The organism is Pseudomonas sp. Y3 TE3536, assembly GCF_053629175.1.
Map to the genome: position 1 here is coordinate 776,388 of NZ_JBRJHU010000001.1, position 21,691 is coordinate 798,078.

Genomic DNA, 21,691 nt, shown 5'->3' on the forward strand with positions numbered 1-21,691 from the left:
CTTAGTTCACCCAGACGCGCGCGTTGCGGAACATACGCATCAGCGCAGCATCTTCCTGCCACTCATCCGGGCGCCAGGAGTTCTGCACAGCGCGGAACATACGCTCCGGGTGCGGCATCATGATGGTCACGCGGCCGTCACGGCTGGTGAGGCCGGTGATACCACGCGGCGAGCCGTTCGGGTTGGCCGGGTAGGTTTCGGTGACCTTGCCGTGGTTGTCGACGTAGCGCAGGGCCACGCAACCGGACACGTCGGCTTCCAGCAGTGCCGCTTCGTTGGCGAACTCGGCATGGCCTTCGCCGTGGGCGATGGCGATCGGCATGCGCGAACCGGCCATGCCCTGCAGGAAGATCGAGTTGGACTTCTGCACCTCGACCATGGCCACACGGGCTTCGAACTGCTCGGAACGGTTACGCACGAAGTGCGGCCAGAACTCGGTGCCCGGGATCAGCTCGTGCAGGTTGGACATCATCTGGCAACCGTTGCACACGCCCAGGGCGAAGCTGTCGGTGCGCTCGAAGAAGGCCTGGAAGGCATCGCGGGCACGGGCGTTGAACAGCGCCGACTTGGCCCAGCCCTCACCGGCACCCAGCACGTCACCGTACGAGAAGCCGCCGCATGCAACGAGGCCTTTGAAGGCTTCGAAGTCGACACGGCCAGCGAGGATGTCGCTCATGTGCACGTCAATGGCGGCGAAGCCGGCGCGGTCGAAGGCAGCAGCCATCTCGACCTGGCCGTTGACGCCCTGCTCACGCAAGATCGCCACTTGCGGGCGCACGCCTTTCTTGATGTACGGGGCAGCGATGTCGTCGTTGACGTCGTAGCCCAGCTTGACCGACAGGCCCGGGTTGTCTTCTTCGAGCAGCGCGTCGAATTCCTGGTCGGCGCATTCGGCGTTGTCACGCAGGCGCTGAACCTGGTAGCTGGTCTCGGCCCACTGGCGTTGCAGCAGGCGACGGTCGCCCTTGAACAGTTCTTCACTGTTCAGGCGCACGACCACTTCGCTGTTGTTGGTCGGCCGGCCGATCACCGCGACGCAGTCTTCACCCAAGCCAGCTGCGCTGAACTGGGCCAGTACGTCTGGGGTGGCATCCTGGCGAACCTGGATGACCGCACCCAGCTCTTCGTTGAAGAGGATGGCGGCGACTTTTTCCGCTTTGCTGGTCAGGGTGTCCAGCTCTAGGTCGAAGCCGCAGTGGCCGGCGAAGGCCATTTCCAGCACGGTGGTCATCAGGCCACCATCGGAACGGTCGTGGTAGGCCAGCAGGTGGCCGTCGGCGTTGAGGCCCTGGATCACGGCGAAGAAGGCCTTGAGGTCTTCGGCATCGTCGACGTCCGGTGCGGCATTGGCCAACTTGCCGTGGGTCTGCGCCAGGATCGAGGCGCCCATGCGGTTCTTGCCGCGGCCCAGGTCGATCAGGATCAGGTCGGTTTCGCCCTTGTCCATGCGCAGTTGCGGGGTCAGGGTCTTGCGGATGTCGGTGACCGGGGCGAAGCCGGTGATGATCAGCGACATCGGCGAGGTCACGCTCTTCTCGACGCCCTCTTCGCTCCACTTGGTCTTCATCGACATCGAGTCTTTGCCGACCGGAATGGTGATACCCAGCTCAGGGCACAGCTCCATGCCGACAGCCTTGACGGTGTCGTACAGGCGCGCGTCTTCACCCGGGTGGCCGGCGGCGGACATCCAGTTGGCCGACAGTTTGATGTCGGACAGCTTCTCGATCCGCGAGGCGGCGAGGTTGGTCAGGGTTTCGCCGATGGCCATGCGGCCAGACGCCGGGGCGTCGAGCAGGGCCAGCGGGGTGCGCTCACCCATGGCCATGGCTTCACCGGTGTAGACGTCGAAGCTGGTGGCGGTAACGGCGCAGTCGGCCACCGGCACCTGCCATGGGCCGACCATTTGGTCACGGGCCACCAGGCCAGTGATGGTGCGGTCGCCGATGGTGATCAGGAAGCTCTTGCTGGCCACCGCAGGGTGGTGCAGCACGCGCTCGACCGAATCGGCCAGCGACAGGGTGCTTGGGTCGAATTCATCGCCAAGTTCGGCTTCACGGGTGACCGAACGGTGCATGCGCGGCGGCTTGCCCAGCAGCACGTCCAGCGGCATGTCCACCGGGGTGTTGGCGAAGTGGCTGTCGGTCACGGTCAGGTGCGGCTCTTCAGTCGCCTCACCCACAACGGCGAACGGGCAGCGCTCACGTTCACAGATGGCCTGGAAGCGGTCGAAGTCGACAGCGCTGACGGCCAGCACGTAACGTTCCTGCGATTCGTTGCTCCAGATTTCGTGCGGGGCCATGCCCGGCTCGTCGTTGGGCACGTTGCGCAGTTCGAAGCGGCCACCGCGGCCACCGTCGTTGACCAGCTCAGGGAAGGCGTTGGAGATACCGCCGGCGCCAACGTCGTGAATGAAGGCGATCGGGTTTTTGTCGCCCAGCTGCCAGCAGCGGTCGATGACCTCTTGGCAACGGCGCTCCATTTCCGGGTTTTCGCGCTGTACCGAAGCGAAGTCCAGGTCGGCAGAGCTGGCACCGGTGGCGACCGACGAAGCCGCACCGCCACCCAGGCCGATCAGCATGGCCGGGCCGCCGAGCACGATCAGCTTGGCGCCGACGGTGATCTCGCCCTTCTGCACGTGGTCTTCACGGATGTTGCCCATGCCGCCGGCGAGCATGATCGGCTTGTGGTAGCCGCGCACTTCTTCGCCGTGCGGGGTGTTGATCGCCTGCTCGAAGGTACGGAAGTAGCCGGTCAGGGCCGGGCGACCGAATTCGTTGTTGAATGCGGCGCCACCCAGCGGGCCTTCGACCATGATGTCGAGGGCGTCGACGATGCGCTCAGGCTTGCCGTACGCCTGCTCCCATGGCTGTTCGAAGCCTGGAATGCGCAGGTTGGACACGGTAAAGCCGGTCAGGCCAGCCTTGGGCTTGGCGCCACGGCCGGTGGCGCCTTCGTCGCGGATTTCGCCGCCGGAGCCGGTGGAAGCACCGGAGAACGGCGCGATGGCGGTCGGGTGGTTGTGCGTCTCGACCTTCATCAGGATGTGCACCGGCTCCTGCACCGCGCCGTACTGGCGGGTTTCAGGGTTCGGGAAGAAACGGCCGGCAACGTTGCCGACGATCACCGAGGCGTTGTCCTTGTAAGCAGACAGCACGCCTTCGCTGTGCATCTGGTAGGTGTTCTTGATCATGCCGAACAGGCTCTTTTCCTGAGCCTGGCCGTCGATGTCCCAACTGGCGTTGAAGATCTTGTGACGGCAGTGCTCGGAGTTGGCCTGGGCGAACATCATCAGTTCGATGTCGTTCGGGTTGCGCGCAAGGTTCTGGAAAGCGGCGACCAGGTAGTCGATCTCGTCTTCAGCCAGGGCCAGGCCCAGGTCGACGTTGGCCTTGGCCAGGGCGTCGCGGCCACCGGCGAGGATGTCGACCGAGGTCATCGGCTTGGGCTGGGCGTGGCTGAACAGGTCGGATGCCTGCTCCAGCTGGGCCAGCACGCGCTGGGTCATGCGGTCGTGCAGTTCGGCGGCGACGGCCTGTGCATCGGCTTCGCTCAGGTTGCCGGCGACGTAGTAGGCGATGCCGCGCTCAAGGCGCTGGATCGACTGCAGGCCGCAGTTGTGGGCGATGTCGCTGGCCTTGCTGGCCCAGGGCGAGATGGTGCCCAGGCGCGGCACGACCAGGAACAGGCGGCCGGTCGGCTCCTGTACCGGCACGCTCGGGCCGTACTTGAGCAGACGGCCCAGCACCTGCTGCTGGTCGGCGGTCAGCTCGCCGTCGACATCGGCGAAGTGGGCGAATTCGGCATACAAACCAGTAACAGCGGGGACTTTCTGGCTCAGTTGCTCGAGTAATTTACCGTGGCGAAAGGCAGAAAGGGCAGGAGCGCCGCGCAGGATCAACATCGTCGGGACAGCCTCAGGAAGGGGTGTGCTTAGAGGCCGTGCATTCTAGCCTAATTCCGCGGCTTTCGGCACCTGCTCTACGCCGCGCCTGTCGGGCGGTGGAACCGGACTTGCGGGTCAATATTTCGGGTGCTCGCCTCAAGAGGTTTATGGCCAGTGAGATCGAGCGCCGCCCGCGCGGCGCTTCGCGGGGCAAGCCCGCTCCCACATTTGTTTCGGGCCAATCATGCCTGTGCCATTGGCGCGCGTACCCCTTGGTGTACGACACGATATTGAAAGGGACAAACAAGGGGCCGCGCGCTAATAGTTCAGGATTGATTGGCCCGAAACAAATGTGGGAGCGGCGGTGCGGCGGTCCGACTTGCCCCGCGAAGCGCCGCGCGGGCGGCGCTCGATCTGCCAGGCGGCACACCTCTAACGGCAAACACCCCTAACGGCAAACACCCTGAACACAGAACCCGCTACCAGACAAGCTATCTGTTGTCGAGATATGGCGCCGCCTGTCCTTTGCGTATACTGCAAGCTATGTTCGCCCACACTGCTTTGCGCCAGCGCTGCGCCAGATGGCTCATCGCAACCGGACTCTTTCTGATGCTCGGTGCCTGTGTTGAAAAACCCAGCACCCTCGAGCGCGTGAAGGAGGATGGTGTGCTGCGCGTAATCACCCGCAACAGCCCGGCGACGTATTTCCAGGACCGTAACGGCGAAACCGGCTTCGAATACGAATTGGTCAAGCATTTCGCCGATGATCTCGGCGTAAAGCTGGAGATCGAGACCGCCGATAACCTCGATCAACTGTTCGACGAGCTGGGCAAGCCCTCCGGCCCGGTGCTGGCAGCCGCCGGCCTGGTAAGCAGCGAACGGCGCAAGACCCAGGCGAAATTCTCCCACCCGTACCTGGAAGTCACCCCTCAAGTCATCTACCGCAACGGCCGCTCGCGCCCGACCGAAGCCAAGGGCCTGGTCGGCAAGAAGATCATGGTGCTCAAGGGCAGCAGCCATGCCGACCAGCTGGCTGAGCTGAAAAAGCAGTATCCGGGCCTGGAATACGAAGAATCCGACGCCGTCGAGGTGGTCGACTTGCTGCGCATGGTCGATGAAGGCCAGATCGACCTGACCCTGGTCGACTCCAACGAACTGGCGATGAACCAGGTGTACTTCCCCAACGTTCGGGTCGCCTTCGACCTGGGCGACACCCGCGACCAGCGCTGGGCGGTGGCGGCCGGCGAGGACAACAGCCTGCTCAACGAGGTCAACGAGTTTCTCGACAAGGCCCAGAAAAACGGCACCCTGCAGCGCCTGAAAGACCGCTATTACGGCCATGTCGACGTACTCGGCTACGTCGGCGCCTATACCTTCGCCCAGCATTTGCAGCAGCGGCTGCCCAAGTACGAGAAGCACTTCAAGAGCTACGCCAAGGTCGAACAGGTGGACTGGCGCCTGCTGGCGGCCATCGGCTACCAGGAATCGATGTGGCAGCCGGAAGTCACCTCCAAGACGGGCGTGCGCGGCCTGATGATGCTCACCCAGCGCACGGCGCAGGCCATGGGCGTGTCCAATCGCCTGGACCCGAAACAGAGCATCCAAGGTGGTGCCAAGTACTTCATGCTGATCAAAGAGCAACTCGACGACAGCATCCAGGAACCCGACCGCACCTGGTTCGCCCTGGCGGCCTATAACGTTGGCAGCGGCCACCTGGAAGACGCCCGCACCCTGGCCAAGCGCGAGAAGCTCAACCCGAACAAGTGGCTGGACGTGAAGAAAATGCTGCCGCGCCTGGCGCAGAAGCAGTGGTACAGCAAGACCAAGTACGGCTATGCCCGCGGGGGCGAGCCGGTGCACTTCGTGGCCAACATCCGCCGTTACTACGACATCCTGACCTGGGTGACCCAGCCGCAGCTCGAAGGCCAGATGGCCGAGGGCAATTTGCATGTGCCTGGGGTAAATAAGGACAAACCGGCAGAGCAGTCGCCGCCGATGTAAACCTGTACTGGCCTGTTCGCAGGAATGAGCGGCATGCAATCCCTTCCCGGCTTCATCCGTAAGTTTACACACCTCACCCTAAGCGATTTACGTTTCAAGTCTCTGGGAACGTTAGACATCGCCTGATGTAACAGCAAAAACCTAACGATTACGCAACTGGTAAAAATGCCAGTTGCCGCCTAGCAGCCACCCTTCTATAGATGCTTCTCCACAACCACGGTGTTGGAGACAAGCATGACCAGGCCCCTTATTATTCTTGGGCTGCTCAGCCTGACTGCGTTCGCACAGGCACAATCACCCCTCAAAGATGATTACAAGGCAGCAGAAGTGAAAAGGGCGGAGTCACACGCCAGCCACCCAACCGTGCCCGTAGGCAAACTTCATCTTTACAAGAACGCAACCGACAGTGCCTGCACATCTTTGAACATAGAATATCGAAGAAACGCTGCCTACAGGGGCAGTTACAACTGCGGCAATGATCAGGTTTATTTTTTTAAGGTAAGCAATGCATCAAAGGGGAACACCATCAAACTGGGGAGCGACAGACCTGTAAAAGAATCTGACTACAGCTATTGCCCAGAAAATGACTGGCGCTTCATACTCGAGGTAACTGACGATGCAGTTAATACAAGCAAGATCCCTCTCTCAGAACTTAGAAATATTGAAAACGGGGAACTGATCGTCAGTGGATTAAAAATGCAGAAGAACGCCTACAGGAGCGGAAACATCGCTGGAAAGCTAACTTGTGTAGATACCAACAACCTATAACAACCTATGTATCGTTAGCCACCTGCTATCCCCCCCTCTTTACCCTTCGCGCCTTGAAAAAGTCACTGAGGATCTGCCCACACTCCTCCGCCAGCACCCCGCCCTCTACCATTACCCGATGGTTGAGGAAGCCCTGGCCGAAGAACTGCCCCTGGCTCTGCACGATACCCGCCTTGGGCTCCAGCGCCCCGTACACCACCCGCGCCACCCGCGAATGCACGATCAACCCCGCGCACATGCTGCAAGGCTCCAGGGTCACATACAGCGTGCTGCCCGGCAGCCGATAGTTGCTCGCCGACTTGGCCGCAGCCCGAATGGCAACCATCTCGGCATGCGCACTCGGGTCGCTGTCGATAATGGGCCGGTTGAAGCCCTGGCCGATTACCTGGCCATGCTGTACCAGCACCGCCCCTACCGGCACCTCGCCCATGGCCGCGCCCTCGGCCGCCAGGGCCAGAGCAATGCGCATGAATTCCTGATCGCGGCTGCGATCAATGATGTGTGGGCGCATCAGACCACCGCTATCGCGGCCATCAGGCCGGTTTCCATGTGGTCGATGACGTGGCAGTGGAACATCCAGGTGCCCGGGTTATCGGCCACAAGTGCCACCTGGGCCCGCTCGTTCTTGCCCAGCAGGTAGGTATCGGTGAACCACGGTTCCTTGATGTCGTGGCGGTTGGAGGCAATCACCTTGAAACTCATGCCATGCAGGTGGATCGGGTGCTGGTACTGGGTCATGTTCTTCAGCTCGAAGATGTAGCTCTTGCCCTTCTGCAGCGTGGCGATGGGCCGGTCGGCGCATGTCTTGTCGGTGATGTCCCAGGCCTGGCCGTTGATCTGCCACAGGCTCGATGGTTTGTTCGGGTCAGGGGTGACAGAAACTTTGGCCGCCCACTCGAAATTGAAGTTGAGCTTTTCAGCATTCTCCAGGTCCGGCTCGGCGATCGGGTTGGCCGGCAGCGCTGGCGGCCAGTCACTCGGCGCGTCGTTGCTCGGCACCGAACGCAGGGTACCCAGGCGCACGAAACCGTCGCGCAGGGAAATTTCCTCACCCGCTTCGGGAATCCGGATGGCCAGGCAGATGCGCATGCCAGGGCCAAGCCAGTACTCGTCTTCCAACGGGCGCGGGGTCACCGGGTTGCCGTCGAGGGCGTAGATCTTCGCCTCGCAGTTGCCCTTGAGGTTAAGGCGGTAGGTCCAGGTGTTGTCCAGGTTCAGCAGGCGCACCCGCACCACCTGGCCGGCCGGCAGCTCGGTGACCGCGTCGGGCTGGCCGTTGATGGTGATCAGCCGCCCGGCAGTGCCGTTACGCGCGGCCTCACGCGGGATGCTGAACGGCAGCCAGGCGCCCTGCTCGTCTACGTGCCAGTTTTTCAGGCTCAGCGTGCGCTCGTGCAGGAACCCGGTAGGCTCGCGCTCCTCGACGATCAGCGGGCCGACCAGTCCGCGACCAAGCTCTTCCGAGCTGCTGACATGTGGGTGATACCAGTAGCTGCCCGCATCCGGCACGCGGAACTTGTAGTCGAAGTATTCGCCCGGCTTGACCGGCAGCTGCGACACGTACGGCACGCCGTCCATTTCCAGCGGCAAGCGGATGCCATGCCAGTGAATGGTGGTTTCGACCGGCAAGTGGTTGATGAACCGCACCCGCAACCAGGTGCCCTGGCGTACCCGCAGCTCGGTACCTGGCGCCGAAGGGCCAAAGGCCCAAGCCTCGGTCTTGAAGCCCGGCACCAGTTCCACGTCCAGGGGCGCGGCGATCAGCTCGTAGTCGTGCCCGGCATTCTCGTCCTCGACCTTGCCCAGCCAGTACCGCGCTGCGCCTCCGGCGCCCAGGCCTACCACAACCAGGCCGGTGAGGCCCTTGAGCATTTGTCGACGGGTGAAGGACATCGGTGCGGGTACCTCATGTTCGGCGCAATCAAGCTGCCAGCAGGGCTGGCGATGAAGGGCGAATACGATACACCTGCAAATGGGAAAGATTAAGTGAAGTCTTGTCGCAGGGAGGTCTGGGCCTGGTAGCTGAGCGCAGCGTCAAAAGAATTCGTCCAGCAATCGATAAAAGCGGATCCGGGCAGAATCCGCTTCGATCCCATAGCTTGCCAGAAAGGGCGCCACCCACTCATCCCCCAGGTCAGCGGCGATATCCCGGGTTGCCAACGCCAAGTCCTGCCAACGGTCGGCCACACCCAGGCGGCCACAGTCGATGAAACCGCTGAAGCGTGTACCCTCAGCCATCACGTTCGGTAGACAGGCATCGCCATGGGTCACCACCCGGTCCTCCTTCGTCGGGCGCGCCGCCAACAGGTCGGCGAACACATCACTGGCCGTGCGCCCAAGCTGCTCTTCATCGAAGTCTGCCTCATCGACCAGGCCAGCCGTAATGCGCGCTTGCGCCAACCTCACCCGCGCCGCCAGCGCATGATCGAACGGGCACTCCCCGACCGGTCGCTGGTGCAGCTGGCGCAGTGCCTCGGCCATCAGGGCAACCGTGGCCGCTGGCGCACGCTTAGTCGATTCAGCCAAGCTCTGACCTGACACTGCAGTCATCAACAACCAGTGCCGTCCCTGTTCAGTAGCGGCGTCGATGACCCGAGGCGCTGACATGCCCTGCCCCGCCATCCAGCGCAGGCGGCTGACCTCGCCCGGGAGCTCCGCCAGCGCCGCCACGGGCTCGGACTTGAGGAACAGATCCTCGGCGCATTCGCGGCGCAGGCGCCAGACACTGGCCCCAGACTCGCCAAGCGCCTGAACCTCCATCGCCACAACGCCATGGGCCTCTCGCCAGCCTGCTGGCAGGAGCTGCTCGGCAGGTGTGCGCCTCGTCATGGCATCTGCCCTTTGAGGATGTCTTCGCAGGCCTCGCTGCCCATGAGCGGCGCCAGAATAACGCCTGGGTGAGCGACCGTGACGTACAGCCCTTCGAACCCCTCAAGGAACGTACGCAGTGGCAGGCCACTGTCGGTTTTTGGCCGGTACACTGCCCGGATTGATCGCAGCGACATTTCGCAACTGGGCTGAAACAGACTGGCAACCGCTTCTAGACTGCTACGACCGAGCTCGGCCATCCCCGCTTCACCTGGGAAGTCAGCTGCCGACAGCAGTCCACCACCTCGAGCGGGCCGCACTTCCAGCGACTGCCCGTACAGCAGATGGCGCAGCGGCACCTGTGCGGCATCGAACCGCAGCAGCACCGCAGGCGCTTCGTGGATGGGCAGATCCTGCCCCAGTTGCCGGGTCAGGCTCTGGGCGCCCATGGCATTGGCCAGTACAACGACATCCGCCTGCACGATGCCCGCGTGGGTACGCACACCGGTAATGCGCGTGCCCTGCACCTCCAGCGCCAGTACCTCGCACGCCTCAAGCACCTTAGCGCCTTCGCCCTGGGCTGCCGCCAACAAGCGCTCAGCCAGTGCATCAGGCTCGACCGCAAAATCGTCCGGCGCCCAGATTGCCATGTCCGGTGCCCGCACCAGGCCGGGCTCCAGCTCGCGGATGCGCTCGCGCCCCACCGCCATCATCGACACACCTGCCGCCTGCTGCTCGGCAAGCATGGCCAAGGTCTCCTGCTCGCTGTCGAGCCAGATCAAGCCACCTTGCGCTGCCACCGGCAGCGGCCCGAGCGCTTGCGTCAGCTGCGCAAATTGAGCCAGGGCAAGCTGCTCCAAGGCAAAGCTTGCCGGGTGCTCGGAAGGGAGGCGGCTGCCGTTGCCCACCCAACCATACGAGTGCCCGGTGACACCCCGGGCAATGGCACGCTCGCGTTCAAGCACGGTGACCGGAGCACCCCGCCGGGCCAGGTGCCAGGCGATGGAGGCGCCGAGGATACCGCCGCCCACCACCACTACATGAGGAACTTTGCGTGCCATTGCGTTTGTCCTTGCGCAAAACCGAGGAAGCGTAGTGTGCGCAAAGGCAGCCTTAACGTCTGTGAACAATCGTATTCACGTTCAATGGCGTCCGGCAGCTTACGTTTGCTCACAGACTCGCAGACCGTCGTATACGCACAATGGCGCTTTCAACGTGAGGCCGAACGTATGACAGCCATAACCTGTCGCCCTGCAGTACCTGAAGATGCCGCAGCGTGCATGACCCTCCGGGCATTGACCCGGGAAAACGCGTTCACAGAAGAAGACCTGCGCGCGCTAGGCATCACCGTCGATTCCTGGAGCAGCGGCATTCGCGATGGAAGCGGCCCAGGCTTCGTGGCCTGCAAGGGCAACCAGATAGTGGGCTACTGCTTCGCCGACAAGGACAGTGGCGAGGTGACCGTGCTTGCCCTGCTGCCTGCCTTTGAGGGCCAAGGGATCGGCAAGCGCTTGCTGCAGAAGGTCGTCGACCACCTGCGGGCGCTGGGGTTCGAGCGGCTGTTCCTGGCGTGCTCCAGCGACCCTGACGTGCGCTCGTATGGGTTCTATCGGCACCTAGGCTGGACGTCGACAGGCGAGCAGGACGAAGCGGGAGATGAGATCTTGCAGCTCAGGGTCGATTCACGCGCTCGGTAAAACGCAAAAGCCCGCAATCATGCGTAATGCTGTTCACTTAAGTTATCCATCGCCTGTATTGGGGCCGCTTTGCGGCCCATCGCGGCACAAGGCCGCTCCCACAATGTTCGCGCATGCCCTGTAAATAGGGGCATAACGCGGTCGGTGTGGGAGCGGCCTTGTGCCGCGATGGGCCGCAGAGCGGCCCCGGCATTCTTAAGTGAACATCATTACGCAATCATGCGGGCTTTTGGTAGCTTCCTGCTATCGGACGCCGGCCGTGGCCGGGCGCGAAATCATTCCCACTCGATAGTGGCCGGCGGCTTGCTCGACACGTCGTAAGTGACGCGCGAGATGCCTTCGATTTCGTTGATGATACGGCCGCTGACGGTCTCCAGCAGCTCGTACGGCAGGTGTGCCCAACGCGCGGTCATGAAGTCCACGGTCTCGACGGCACGCAGGGCCACGACCCAGGCGTAACGACGGCCGTCGCCAACGACGCCAACCGACTTGACCGGCTGGAACACCACGAAGGCCTGGCTGGTCTTGTGGTACCAGTCGGCTTTGCGCAGTTCTTCGATGAAGATGTGGTCAGCGCGACGCAGAATGTCGGCGTATTCCTTCTTCACTTCACCAAGGATACGCACGCCCAGGCCCGGGCCTGGGAACGGGTGGCGGTAGACCATGTCGTACGGCAGGCCCAGCTCCAGGCCGATCTTGCGGACTTCGTCCTTGAACAGCTCGCGCAGCGGCTCGACCAGCTTGAGGTTCATTTCCTCTGGCAGGCCACCGACGTTGTGGTGCGACTTGATCACGTGGGCCTTGCCGCTCTTGGCGCCAGCCGACTCGATCACGTCCGGGTAGATGGTGCCCTGGGCCAGGAACTGGATGTTGTCCAGCTTGCTGGCTTCAGCATCGAAGATGTCGATGAAGGTGCGACCGATGATCTTGCGCTTCTTCTCAGGGTCCGCTTCGCCTTCCAGGTTGCCCAGGAATTGTGCCTCGGCGTCGGCACGGATCACCTTGACGCCCATGTTCTCTTTGAACATGGCCATCACTTGGTCGCCTTCGTGCAGGCGCAGCAGGCCGTTGTCGACGAAGACGCAGGTCAGCTGGTCACCGATGGCGCGGTGCAGCAGCGCGGCAACCACGGAGGAGTCCACGCCGCCGGACAAGCCCAGCAGGACGTTGGCCGAACCAACTTGCTCACGCACTTGGGCGATGGCGTCTTCGACGATGTTGGACGGGGTCCACAGGGCTTCGCAGCCGCAGATGTCCTGGACGAAGCGCGAGAGGATGCGACCGCCCTGCTTGGTGTGGGTCACTTCCGGGTGGAACTGCACGCCGTAGTAGCCGCGCGCGTCGTCGAACATGCCGGCAATCGGGCAGCTCGGGGTGCTGGCCAGCACGTGGAAGTCGCCAGGCATCTGGGTGACCTTGTCACCGTGGCTCATCCACACGTCCAGGCCCAGCACGCCGTCGGCGTCTACGTGGTCTTCGATGCCGTCGAGCAGGCGGCTCTTGCCGACTACATCAACGCGGGCGTAGCCGAATTCGCGCAGGTCGGAACCGGTCACCTTGCCGCCCAGTTGCTCGGCCATGGTCTGCATGCCGTAGCAGATGCCCAGCAGCGGTACGTTCAGGTCGAACACAGCCTGCGGCGCGCGCGGGCTGTTGGCTTCGTGTACCGACTCGGGGCCGCCGGCGAGGATGATGCCGCGCGGGTTGAATTCGCGGATCGCTTCATCGTCCATGTCGAACGGATGCAGTTCGCAGTAGACACCGATCTCGCGCACGCGGCGGGCGATCAGCTGGGTGTACTGGGAACCGAAATCGAGGATCAGGATGCGGTGAGCGTGAATGTCGAGGGCCATGACTCAATCTCGTCAGTGGAAATCGGAAACGACGCGGGGCTGTCGTGACAGCCCCGCATGCTGATAGTGCTGGAAGCCTCAGCCTACGCGGTAGTTAGGGGCTTCTTTGGTGATCTGCACGTCATGCACGTGGGACTCGGCCATGCCGGCACCGGTGATGCGCACGAATTCCGGCTTGGTGCGCATCTCTTCGATGGTTGCGCTGCCGGTGTAGCCCATGGACGAACGCAGGCCGCCCATCAGCTGGTGGATGATGGCTGCCAAGGCACCCTTGTACGGTACGCGGCCTTCGATGCCTTCCGGCACCAGCTTCTCGGCGCCGGCCGAGGAGTCCTGGAAGTAACGGTCGGACGAGCCCTGCGCCTGTGCCATGGCACCCAGCGAGCCCATGCCGCGGTAGGCCTTGTAGGAGCGGCCCTGGAACAGCTCGACTTCACCCGGGGCCTCTTCGGTACCGGCGAACATCGAACCCATCATCACGCAGGAAGCACCGGCAACGATGGCCTTGGACAGGTCACCGGAGAAGCGGATGCCACCGTCGGCGATCAGCGGGACGCCCGTGCCTTCCAGCGCAGCGGCGACGTTGGCGATGGCGCTGATTTGCGGCACGCCGACACCGGCGACGATGCGGGTGGTGCAGATCGAGCCTGGGCCGATACCGACCTTGACGGCGTCTGCGCCAGCTTCAGCCAGGGCCTTGGCCGCAGCGCCGGTGGCGATGTTGCCGCCGATCACCTGCACTTGCGGGTAGGTTTCCTTGACCCAGCGTACGCGGTCGATCACGCCTTTGGAGTGACCGTGGGCGGTGTCCACCACCACCACGTCAACGCCAGCAGCAACCAGGGCAGCAACGCGCTCGCCGGTGTCCTTGCCGGTACCGACGGCAGCGCCGACGCGCAGGCGACCTTGGTCGTCCTTGCTGGCCAACGGGTAGGCCTTGGCTTTTTCGATGTCTTTGACGGTCATCATGCCCTTGAGGCTGAACTTGTCGTCGACGATCAGGACTTTTTCCAGGCGGTGCTTGTGCAGCAGCTCGCGGACTTCGTTCTTGTTGGCGCCTTCGCGCACGGTGACCAGACGCTCTTTGGGCGTCATCACATCGCGGACCTTGGCATCCAGACGGGTTTCGAAGCGCACGTCACGGGAGGTGACGATACCGACCAGGTCACCGTTCTCCAGCACCGGAACACCCGAAATGTTGTTCAGGCGGGTCAGGTCGAACAGGTCGCGCACGGTGGCGTCTGCTTCGATGGTGATCGGGTCCTTGACCACGCCAGCCTCGAACTTCTTGACCTTGCGCACTTCGCCGGCCTGCTGTTCGATGGTCATGTTCTTGTGGATGATGCCGATGCCGCCTTCCTGAGCCATGGCAATGGCCAGACGCGCTTCGGTCACGGTATCCATGGCGGCGGAAACCAGAGGGATGTTCAGCTCGATGCCACGAGTCAAACGGGTCTTGAGACTGACTTCATTGGGCAGTACCTCGGAATAGCCAGGTACAAGGAGGATATCGTCGAAAGTCAGGGCTTCTTGGCTGATACGCAGCATCGCGGGGGCTCCCGGGCGGGAAAAATGGAAGCGCGCCATTATACTCATCCACGGCGCGCCGCTCAATGCAAAATAAGGGCCTTCGGTCAGCGTTCTGGCAGTTTTACCTGCACGACCGCCACTGGCTGGTCGAGCCAGTCGGCGAAGCTGTCGAGAAAGGCCTGGGTGAACCCGGCCTCGCCCCAGTTGTTGAAGATGAACCCCAGGTTGGAAAAGGCACATGGCTGCAGGTAAAGAAAGCCATTGATGTCGTCTTCGAAGCCGCACAGCGGGCAGGTGAAGTTGTCACTGACCCCTGGCATCCACTCTTCAAGGCTCTCGAACAGCGGCTCGCCGACTTCACGGCGGCACTCCGGGCAGCCGGCTTCTTCGAGAAAACCGTCGGTCGGGGTATAGATGCAGCGCTTGAGCATGATCTCGAGGCCGCTGGCCTGCTCACCGAAGGGCAGTTTCTCGGGGTGCAGGGCTACCTTGCGCGCACCTTCGGCCAAGGCATGGCCCATGCGGTTTCCGGTGCGGCCACAGGTGGTGAGTTGCTCTTCGACGATTTTCTCGCGCACCAGCCAGCGTACGATCGCCCGGGCGCGGGCCTCGTTGGCCGGAACGGTGGAAAGCTTGGGGACGATGATGCTCTGGGTGTTCATTAAGGAAGCAAACCTGCGAACTGCGGTAATGCCGCAATTCTACCGCTCACAGGCTCAGGTAGCGACCGATCATGGCCAAGCCACTGGCCAGCACCAGCCACGTGACCAGGCGCACAAAGGCCTCGCGGGACAGTTTCAGGGTCAGCCGGCGCCCTACCCACAAGCCGACGAACATCACCGGCAACAGGCAGGCAGCGAGCAACAACAGGCTGCTGTCGGCGTAGACCCCGGCGATCAGGAACAGCGACAGGCGCACCACCGTGCTGCAACTGATCAACGCACTTTGGGTAGCCCTCACCTGCTCTTTCGCCTCCAGGCGAGCACTCAGGTACAGCGCATAGAGAAAACCACCGCTGCCGAACAACGCACCGAACAAGCCCCCTACCGTGCCCATGGGCACCGCCCAGAAGCCGGACAAGGTCGCGGGGCGCACCTTCACCGCCAGGCTATAGAACGCATAGGCACTGACGAACAGGCCCATCAGCAACAGCAGCAGGTCGGACTTGAGCCGCAACAGAAACACCACCCCCAAGGTGCACCCTATCGCCATGAAGGGCAGCAGACGCAGCAGCTCGCCGCGTACCACATCCCGGCGCGACGGCAGCAAGTTGCCGAAGGCCGCCACGAAGTCCAGCAGCACCAACAGCGGGATGATCCGTGACAGCGGCATGAAGTGGATCAGCACCGGCGCTGCGACCAGCGCAGTGCCGAAACCGGCAATGCCGAAAACGATGTAGGCCAGGCCGACACCGAGCAGGATGGGCAGCCAATCGAGGCCGGAAAAGGACAATTGGGTGAGCATGGCGTGTATTCCTGAGAAGTCACGCAAAGGTTAGCCAGCCATGAGCCATGCCGACTAATATGCCTTTGCGCCATTACCCATCTCGAAAAGGCATGACATGACGTCGATCCGCCAGTTGCGTTACTTCGTGGAAATTGCCGAGAGCGGCAGTTTCAGCGCCGCCGCCGAGCGGTTGTACATCGCCCAGTCGGCGCTGAGCCGGCAGATCAAGGAGCTGGAGCAGCACCTGGGCACGCCGTTGTTCGAACGCACTGCACGCCTGCCACGCTTGACGCTTGCCGGGGACGCCTTTTTGCAGCGTGCCCGCCGCTTGCTGGCTGACCTGGCACAGGCCGAGCGCATCACCCGCGACATGGGCGACGGCCTGCAAGGCAGCCTGCGCCTGAACCACTCCAGCACCGTGCCTCTGACCGGGCCACTGCTGGCTCGCTTGGGCACGTACTTGCAAGGCAACCCCGGGATTGCATTGGAGATTGCGCAGCAGTCCTCGGAGGCGCAATTGGAGGATATCGCCGCTGGGCGGCTGGATATCGGCCTGTTGCGGCTGCCGGTGCTGCGCCAGCATGAAGGCGTGGTGTTGCATGAGCTGTTCAGCGAGCCTTTGTTGCTGGCTGTCGCCGCCGGGCACCCCTTGGCTGAAGCGCCGGTCGTGCAACTGGAGCAGCTACGTGGCGAGCGCTTCATTTCTATTCCTCACCGGGACCGCGGCGGGTTGAGCTATTTGTCGGCCTCGCTGTGCATGAATGCAGGGTTCTTTCCGCAGGCGGCCCAGGTGGTTTCACGCAAGACCACGCAGTTGCAGCTGATTCAGGCGGGGTTCGGGGTGGCGCTGTTGCCGGCATGCATGCGCGATATTGCGCCGGCATCGGTCAGGTTCGTGGCGTTGGGTGAGGTGTGTGAGAGTACGGTGGCACTGGCGTGTCGGCGGGATGCTGGGCTGATGGTGCGCCAGTTTTTGGCGGCGATGCAGGGGGCGTGATAGGGGTGTGATGGGGGCCTTGGTGCATGACGGGGGATTTTCGGCGGTGTTGAGATCGAGCGCCGCCCGCGCGGCGCATCGCGAGCAACGCTCGCTCCTACGTCTGTTTCGGGCCAGTTATTCCTGGGGAAAACGCGCGCGGCCGCCTTGGCGCTTGGCGCGATATCGCGTCGGACCAACAAGGCGGTCGCGCGCGCCTGTCACAGGCGTTACTGGCCCGAAACAGACGTAGGAGCGAGCGTTGCTCGCGATGCGCCGCGCGGGCGGCGCTCGATCTCCCAGGCGCTAAAAATCCACCGCCCTACACCCGCACGCCCCAACCCAATTCCCGCCACCCCCCGATGTCCTTTATGATGCCCACCATGATCAGAGACCCTTTCGAACGACTCGGCCTGGACCGCGAGGTCCTCACCGTCAGCCAGCTCAACGGCCGCGCCCGGGTGCTGCTGGAAGACGTATTCCGCAGCGTCTGGGTGGAAGGCGAGATTTCCAACCTCGCCCGCCCGGCCTCCGGCCACATGTACTTCACCCTCAAGGACAGCGGCGCCCAGGTGCGCTGCGCGCTGTTCCGCCAGAACGCCACGCGGGTCCGTCAGGCCCTGCGTGATGGCCTCGCGGTGCGGGTGCGGGGCAAGGTCTCGCTGTTCGAGGGACGTGGCGACTATCAGCTGATTCTCGACACCGTCGAACCGGCCGGGGATGGCGCCCTGCGCCTGGCATTCGAGGCCTTGAAAGAAAAACTCGGCACCGAGGGCCTGTTCAGCGCCGAGCGCAAAAAGCCGCTGCCGGCCCACCCGCAGCGCATCGGCATCATCACCTCGCCCACCGGCGCGGTGATCCGCGACATCATCAGCGTATTCGGCCGCCGCGCCCCGCAGGTCGAACTGAACCTGATCCCTACGGCCGTACAGGGCCGCGAATCCATCGCCCAGATCGTGCGCGCCGTACAACTGGCCGACAGCCTCGGTTTTGATGCGCTGATCCTGGCCCGTGGCGGCGGCTCACTGGAAGACCTGTGGAGCTTCAACGAGGAAGCCGTGGCACGTGCCGTGGCCGCCTGTGTCACGCCCATCGTCAGCGCCGTCGGCCATGAGACCGACGTGTCGATCTGCGATTTCGTCGCCGACGTACGCGCCCCCACGCCATCGGCCGCCGCCGAACTGTTGGCCCCCGACAACAGCGGCCTGCAGCAACGCCTCGACGGCCTGCAACGGCGCCTGCTGCTGCGCATGCAAAACCGCCTGAGCCACGACCGCCTGCGCGTGGAATCGCTGGCCCGACGCCTGCGCCATCCGGGTGAGCGCCTGCGCCAGCAAGCCCAGCGCCTGGACGACCTGGACATGCGCCTGCGTCGCGCCTTCATGAACAACCTCAACCAGCGCCGCGAGCGCCTGGGGCGCCTCGACACGCGCCTGGCCGCGCAACACCCAGGTCGCACCCTGAAGCTGCTCAACCAGCGCCTGGACAGCCTCGCCGAACGCCTGCCCCGGGCCATGCGCGAGGTGCTCAAGGACCGTCGCCAGCGCTTCCAGGCACAACTGCAGACGCTGCAAGTGGTCAGCCCGCTGGCCACCCTCGCCCGCGGCTACAGCATCCTGCTCGATGAGCGTGGCCAGGCCATCCGCAGCGCCGAGCAAACCCACAACGGCCAGCGTCTTACCGCCCGCCTCAATGAAGGCGAACTGCAGGTGCGCGTCGAAGACAACCACCTGACGCCCGTCACCCTCTCACTACTGGACTGACTCATGCCCCGCTTGCTCGCGCCCCTGCTCGCCCTTTCCCTGCTGTTGCTGGCCAGCGGCGCCCAGGCCAGCTATATCACCCGTACCTTGAACAAACCGGTGCCCGGCGGCGTGGCGGTGGTCGATCTAGGCCCCGGCAGCGCAGCGCCGAGCGCGCGCTTTGACGGTAAGCCGGTGCTGGTGGTCAAGGAGCAGGACAACTGGCTGGCGATCGTCGGCATTCCGCTGACCCAGAAGCCCGGCACCGCGGTGTTGAGCCAAGGTGGCCGCAACCTGCCCTTCACGGTCGGCAGCAAGAACTACCCCGAGCAGCGCATCACCCTGAAGAACACACGCCAGGTCAACCCAAACCCGGCCGACCTCAAGCGCATCGACCGCGAGCTGGCCGAGCAGATCAAGGCCTACCGCAGCTTCAGCCCGACCCTGCCGAGCAACCTGATCCTCGACAAACCGGTCAGCGGCCCGCTGTCGAGCAAGTTCGGCGTGCGCCGCTTCTTCAACGGCGAAGAGCGCAACCCGCATGCCGGGCTGGACTTCGCCGTGCCGGCCGGCACGCCAATCAAGACCCCGGCCAACGGCAAGGTAATCCTGGTGGGTGATTACTTCTTCAACGGCCGCACGGTGTTCGTCGACCACGGCCAGGGCTTCATCAGCATGTTCTGCCACATGTCGAAGATCGATGTGAAGGTTGGCCAACAGCTGCGCCGAGGCGATGTGGTCGGGCGCGTGGGGTCGACCGGGCGGGCGACCGGGCCGCACATGCACTGGAATGTCAGCCTGAATGATGCTCGGGTCGATCCCGCTATCTTCATCGGCGCATTCCAGCCCTGAGATCGGCAGCGCCTGCTTCGCGGGTAAACCCGCTCCTACAGGGATCGCGAAACCCTGTGGGAGCGGGTTTACCCGCGAAGAGGCCGTCACAGTCGACATCACTTCCCCTCTGTTGCGCCATCGAAATATACCGCGCAACAATTCAAAGACCTGAATTAATTTTCAGCGATAAAATCTCGCCACTCAGCTTTTTTTGAGCATTTCTCTCAATTTTTTACGAACACTTGCCATCCCTCACCCCACTGGTTAGGGTTGAGGCATGAAAACCTTCAGCACCCTCATTCTGCTCCGACAACATCGCAGCCTCTGCCTGGTCAGTGCCCGACTACCAGGGTGAATCGCGTCGCCTCGCCTTTTCATCTCGTTATTGCTCGGCAGGCCCGATCTCGGCCGCATACAAAAGGATTGCTTCCATGACCATGCTCAAAGACCCTTCGAAGAAATACCGCGCGTTCCCGACCATCGACCTGCCTGACCGCACCTGGCCGTCGAAAACCATCACTGCAGCGCCGATCTGGTGCAGCTCCGACCTGCGTGATGGCAACCAGTCGCTGATTGAGCCGATGGATTCGGAGAAGAAGCTGCGTTTCTGGAAGACCCTGGTGCAGGTTGGCGTGAAGGAAATCGAAGCCTCGTTCCCGTCCGCTTCGCAAACCGATTTCGACTTCGTACGTACCCTGATCGAAGACGGCCACATCCCGGACGACACCACCATCCAGGTGCTGACCCAGGCCCGTGAAGACCTCATCGCCCGTACGTTCGAATCGCTGCGCGGTGCCAAGAAGGCCATCGTCCACCTGTACAACGCCACCAGCCCGTCGTTCCGCCGCATTGTCTTCAACCAGGACAAGCAAGGCGTGAAAGACATCGCGGTGAACGCGGCCAAACTGTTCGTCAAGTATGCCGCCCAGCAGCCGGAAACCCAGTGGACCTTCCAGTACTCGCCTGAAACCTTCAGCGCCACCGAGCTGGAGTTCGCCAAGGAAGTCTGCGACGCGGTCATCGAGGTGTGGAACCCGACCCCTGAGCACAAGCTGATCCTCAACCTGCCGGCCACCGTAGAAGTCGCCACGCCGAACATCTACGCCGACCAGATCGAGTGGTTCTGCCGCAACATCAGCCGCCGTGACAGCGTGATCATCAGCCTGCACTGCCACAACGACCGCGGCACCGGCATCGCCGCCACCGAACTGGGCCTGATGGCCGGCGCCGATCGCGCCGAAGGCTGCCTGTTCGGCAACGGCGAGCGTACCGGCAACGTCGACCTGGTGACCTTGGCACTGAACCTCTACACCCAAGGCATCGACCCGCAGCTGGACTTCTCCGACATCGACGGCGTGCGCAAAGTCGTCGAAGAGTGCAACCAACTGCCGGTGCACCCACGTCACCCGTACGTGGGCGACCTGGTCCACACCGCGTTCTCCGGCTCGCACCAGGACGCCATCCGCAAGGGCTTCGCCAAGCAACAGGAAGGCGAGCTGTGGGAAGTGCCCTACCTGCCGATCGACCCGGCCGACATCGGCCGCAGCTACGAGGCGGTCATCCGCGTCAACAGCCAGTCGGGCAAAGGCGGCATCACCTACCTGCTCGAGCAGGAATACGGCATCAGCCTGCCGCGCCGCATGCAGATCGAATTCAGCCAAGTGGTACAGGGTGAAACCGACCGCCTCGGCCTGGAAATGACCGCCAAGCAGATCTACAGCCTGCTGCAGAAGGAATACCTCCAGGCCAACGCCCCGTATGCGCTGGTCAGCCACCGCCTGCAGGAAGAAAACGGCCACAGCGCCGTGGAAGTGGAAGTCGCCGGCGAAGGCGAAACCACCCTGCACTGGCGCGGCAAGGGCAATGGCGCCCTGGAAGCCCTGGTGGCCGGCCTGCCGATCGCCGTAGAAATCATGGATTACAACGAGCACGCCATTGGCGCCGGCACCAATGCCAAGGCGGCAGCGTACATCGAGCTGCGCGTAGCCGGCGGCCGCCCGGTTCATGGTGTGGGCATCGATGAAAACATCACCACAGCCAGCTTCAAGGCATTGTTCAGCGCGCTTAACCGCTCGCTGAGCCAGCAGGAAGCCAAAGCGGCCTGATGCGCGTTGTAAAGAAACCGCACCCAGCGTGCGGTTTCTTTTACAGCA

16 protein-coding genes are annotated in these 21,691 nt (G+C 63.1%); 7 read left to right on the forward strand and 9 right to left on the reverse strand.

Annotation, left to right across the window (positions count from 1 at the left end; translation table 11 throughout):
• Position 1: 1 nt before the first annotated feature.
• Positions 2-3,901 carry a phosphoribosylformylglycinamidine synthase gene (gene purL / locus AB7M33_RS03500; protein ID WP_454242427.1) on the reverse strand — a complete coding sequence of 1,300 codons (3,900 nt, stop codon included), beginning with the start codon at positions 3,899-3,901 and terminating at the stop codon, positions 2-4.
• Between the two features lie 525 nt (positions 3,902-4,426).
• Here purL and mltF point away from each other — a divergent pair.
• Together mltF and AB7M33_RS03510 are read left to right on the forward strand one after the other, a co-directional pair.
• Positions 4,427-5,884 carry a membrane-bound lytic murein transglycosylase MltF gene (mltF, locus tag AB7M33_RS03505; protein ID WP_027595687.1) on the forward strand — a complete coding sequence of 486 codons (1,458 nt, stop codon included), beginning with the start codon at positions 4,427-4,429 and terminating at the stop codon, positions 5,882-5,884.
• 234 nt (positions 5,885-6,118) lie between these two features.
• Positions 6,119-6,652, forward strand: a complete 534-nt coding sequence (locus AB7M33_RS03510; RefSeq protein WP_027595686.1) for a hypothetical protein — start codon at positions 6,119-6,121, stop codon at positions 6,650-6,652.
• A 25-nt stretch (positions 6,653-6,677) separates the two neighbouring features.
• Here AB7M33_RS03510 and tadA read toward each other — a convergent pair whose 3' ends face one another.
• The 4 genes from tadA to AB7M33_RS03530 all read right to left on the reverse strand — a co-directional run bounded on the left by tadA (position 6,678) and on the right by AB7M33_RS03530 (position 10,521).
• Positions 6,678-7,163, reverse strand: a complete 486-nt coding sequence (gene tadA / locus AB7M33_RS03515; RefSeq protein ID WP_027595685.1) for a tRNA adenosine(34) deaminase TadA — start codon at positions 7,161-7,163, stop codon at positions 6,678-6,680.
• Complete coding sequence (locus tag AB7M33_RS03520) at positions 7,163-8,545, reverse strand: multicopper oxidase family protein (protein ID WP_027595684.1); 1,383 nt, start codon at positions 8,543-8,545, stop codon at positions 7,163-7,165. The genes tadA and AB7M33_RS03520 overlap by 1 nt, the downstream gene beginning before the upstream one ends.
• A gap of 141 nt (positions 8,546-8,686) precedes the next feature.
• Positions 8,687-9,481 (reverse strand): APH(3') family aminoglycoside O-phosphotransferase, encoded by a 795-nt coding sequence (locus AB7M33_RS03525; protein WP_454242428.1) that lies wholly within the window; start codon positions 9,479-9,481, stop codon positions 8,687-8,689.
• The gene (locus AB7M33_RS03530) at positions 9,478-10,521 is read right to left on the reverse strand and encodes an NAD(P)/FAD-dependent oxidoreductase (RefSeq protein WP_265969759.1); all 1,044 of its coding nucleotides are present in this window, start codon (positions 10,519-10,521) and stop codon (positions 9,478-9,480) included. The genes AB7M33_RS03525 and AB7M33_RS03530 overlap by 4 nt, the downstream gene beginning before the upstream one ends.
• A gap of 168 nt (positions 10,522-10,689) precedes the next feature.
• Between AB7M33_RS03530 and AB7M33_RS03535 the strand changes: the two genes are divergently transcribed.
• Positions 10,690-11,157 (forward strand): N-acetyltransferase family protein, encoded by a 468-nt coding sequence (locus AB7M33_RS03535; RefSeq protein WP_454242429.1) that lies wholly within the window; start codon positions 10,690-10,692, stop codon positions 11,155-11,157.
• A 275-nt stretch (positions 11,158-11,432) separates the two neighbouring features.
• Here the strand turns inward: AB7M33_RS03535 and guaA are convergent, their stop codons facing one another.
• The 4 genes from guaA to AB7M33_RS03555 all read right to left on the reverse strand — a co-directional run bounded on the left by guaA (position 11,433) and on the right by AB7M33_RS03555 (position 16,004).
• Positions 11,433-13,010 (reverse strand): glutamine-hydrolyzing GMP synthase, encoded by a 1,578-nt coding sequence (gene guaA / locus AB7M33_RS03540; protein ID WP_027595681.1) that lies wholly within the window; start codon positions 13,008-13,010, stop codon positions 11,433-11,435.
• Positions 13,011-13,088: 78 nt separating this feature from the next.
• Complete coding sequence (guaB, locus tag AB7M33_RS03545) at positions 13,089-14,558, reverse strand: IMP dehydrogenase (RefSeq protein WP_027595680.1); 1,470 nt, start codon at positions 14,556-14,558, stop codon at positions 13,089-13,091.
• A gap of 86 nt (positions 14,559-14,644) precedes the next feature.
• Positions 14,645-15,202 carry a hypothetical protein gene (locus AB7M33_RS03550; RefSeq protein ID WP_027595679.1) on the reverse strand — a complete coding sequence of 186 codons (558 nt, stop codon included), beginning with the start codon at positions 15,200-15,202 and terminating at the stop codon, positions 14,645-14,647.
• A 46-nt stretch (positions 15,203-15,248) separates the two neighbouring features.
• Positions 15,249-16,004 (reverse strand): sulfite exporter TauE/SafE family protein, encoded by a 756-nt coding sequence (locus AB7M33_RS03555; RefSeq protein WP_454242430.1) that lies wholly within the window; start codon positions 16,002-16,004, stop codon positions 15,249-15,251.
• 97 nt (positions 16,005-16,101) lie between these two features.
• On the opposite strand from AB7M33_RS03555, the gene AB7M33_RS03560 reads away from it, so the two are divergent.
• From AB7M33_RS03560 to leuA, 4 genes are all read left to right on the forward strand, one after another.
• The gene (locus AB7M33_RS03560; RefSeq protein ID WP_454242431.1) at positions 16,102-16,983 is read left to right on the forward strand and encodes a LysR family transcriptional regulator; all 882 of its coding nucleotides are present in this window, start codon (positions 16,102-16,104) and stop codon (positions 16,981-16,983) included.
• Positions 16,984-17,345: 362 nt separating this feature from the next.
• A complete protein-coding gene (gene xseA / locus AB7M33_RS03565; RefSeq protein WP_454242432.1) occupies positions 17,346-18,725 on the forward strand; it encodes an exodeoxyribonuclease VII large subunit in 1,380 nt (459 codons plus the stop codon).
• A gap of 3 nt (positions 18,726-18,728) precedes the next feature.
• On the forward strand, positions 18,729-19,556 hold the full coding sequence (locus AB7M33_RS03570; protein ID WP_454242433.1) for a peptidoglycan DD-metalloendopeptidase family protein: 828 nt from the start codon (positions 18,729-18,731) through the stop codon (positions 19,554-19,556).
• A gap of 413 nt (positions 19,557-19,969) precedes the next feature.
• A complete protein-coding gene (gene leuA / locus AB7M33_RS03575; protein WP_085272692.1) occupies positions 19,970-21,643 on the forward strand; it encodes a 2-isopropylmalate synthase in 1,674 nt (557 codons plus the stop codon).
• The last annotated feature ends 48 nt before the right edge of the window (positions 21,644-21,691 follow it).